3 protein-coding genes are annotated in these 1,553 nt (G+C 49.3%); all 3 read right to left on the reverse strand.

Features of this window, described 5'->3' with window-relative positions:
- A partial coding sequence (locus NW211_RS13770; RefSeq protein ID WP_258328259.1) for a conjugal transfer protein TraO occupies positions 1-333 on the reverse strand: 333 nt, incomplete at its 3' end.
- A 2-nt stretch (positions 334-335) separates the two neighbouring features.
- Positions 336-1,322, reverse strand: coding sequence for a conjugative transposon protein TraN (gene traN, locus NW211_RS13775; protein WP_258328260.1), 987 nt, complete (start codon positions 1,320-1,322; stop codon positions 336-338).
- Positions 1,323-1,342: 20 nt separating this feature from the next.
- On the reverse strand, positions 1,343-1,553 hold a 211-nt coding region (traM, locus tag NW211_RS13780), incomplete at its 5' end, for a conjugative transposon protein TraM (RefSeq protein WP_258328261.1).

Consider the following 1,553-nt stretch of genomic DNA (forward strand, 5'->3'; position numbering starts at 1 on the left):
ACCGATGGAGAGGAAGAAGGTCTTTGTAGGATCGGACAGGAACTTCAGGTAGTAACCGCCCTCGGCAGTGAACTGGGCACGAGGAATGGATGTACCCCGATAGTCGTAGTTCTTGAGCAAATATTCTGCACCCACCACCCAGCGGTTAGCCTTCTTGGTATATCCCGACATCGCTATTCCCGTGTAGTAGTTGAGCGGAGATTTAGAGCCATTCACAAAGCCACCTCTGAGTTCCACACCCATCATCTTCGGGAGATAACGCTGGGCGTATGCCTGCCCTGACGAGAGGGCAAGCGATACGACTGCAACAAGTAGAAACAGATACTTCTTCATGGTTACTTCACTTTAAGTTCATTGATTACCTTTGCTCTTACAATGTCCTCACTCTCCACGGTGAATGTCTGGTGTCGGCCACCGCTCTTCTCGTGCATCTCCACCACAAGTACCTTGTCTGCAGGGATAGTAAACTTGTCGAACACGAATACGGTACGCTCATCCTTGTTGCCCGCAACGGTTGTGGCATAGTCGTATGCACGCAGAGGGAAGATGACCTGCTCCTGAATAGCTGTACGCTTCATCACCTGCTTATCCACAATCTTGAAGGTTATGAAATCCACCTCGTAAGGTACATTCGATGTGTTCTTTACCTGCGTATGGAAGTAGAGCAAGCCATTGTGGGTGTATAGTCCACGCAACAGGTACTGGATGCCGAACGCCTTGCTGCCGATGTGCTTGATGTGGCGTTTGTTGTCCTTGTGGATAGCCTTGCTGATAAGATGTACCAACTTCGGCGACTCACTGCCAAGCTCCTGCAAGTAGATGTCGAGAGCATTGTTCGGACGGTTCACCTCACTGCCATCGTGAATAAAATCCTTCATCTCGATATTCAGGAGCAGAGGCTCATCCGAGTACTTCACATTGAAGGTGTAGAAACTGCCGCTCTCGGTAATCACCGACATATTGGTCTCATCGCGGAAGTTCTTTACCGTAGCCTTCACACGAATCACATTCTCCGAGCCGTCGGCCTTGCCTGCGATAAGGTTGGGCGAGCCGAGATCCACATATCGTACTGCCGCAGGGAAGATGATGTGGGTAGTCTTGTCGTATGTCACCTCCAAGCCGTAGGGAGGTATCATACGGTCAAAGGTCAGTTTCTTTGTCAGACCGTGATAGATGTCGCCATCCTCCTGCTGCGGATAGATGTCCGTAGTGAGGGTTACATTATCGGTTACTGTGTTAGTTACTGCGGTTGAATCAACCGACTGTGCATTGGCACTTACAACGCCCATCGTGAGGGCAAGCATTACAAAAATCTTTTTCATGTCTTTAATGTTTTAATAGGTTATTGATTGTTTTGATAAAGCATCAGTGTATATCCTGATTTGAGGTGTACCTTCTCTTCACGCATCTTCTTGGAAATATACTGCGACACGCCCTGTATGGCACCGCGACCTACTTCGGACAGCAGTTGGTCTCCGGCAGACTGGTTGGTGATGGATATGCTCGTTCCGAGGTTCTGTCCCAGATTTGCCGCCATCTCCTTTGCTGCACTT

Source organism: Barnesiella sp. ET7 (assembly GCF_024733785.1).
Classification (GTDB): Bacteria; Bacteroidota; Bacteroidia; order Bacteroidales; family Barnesiellaceae; genus Barnesiella; species Barnesiella merdigallinarum.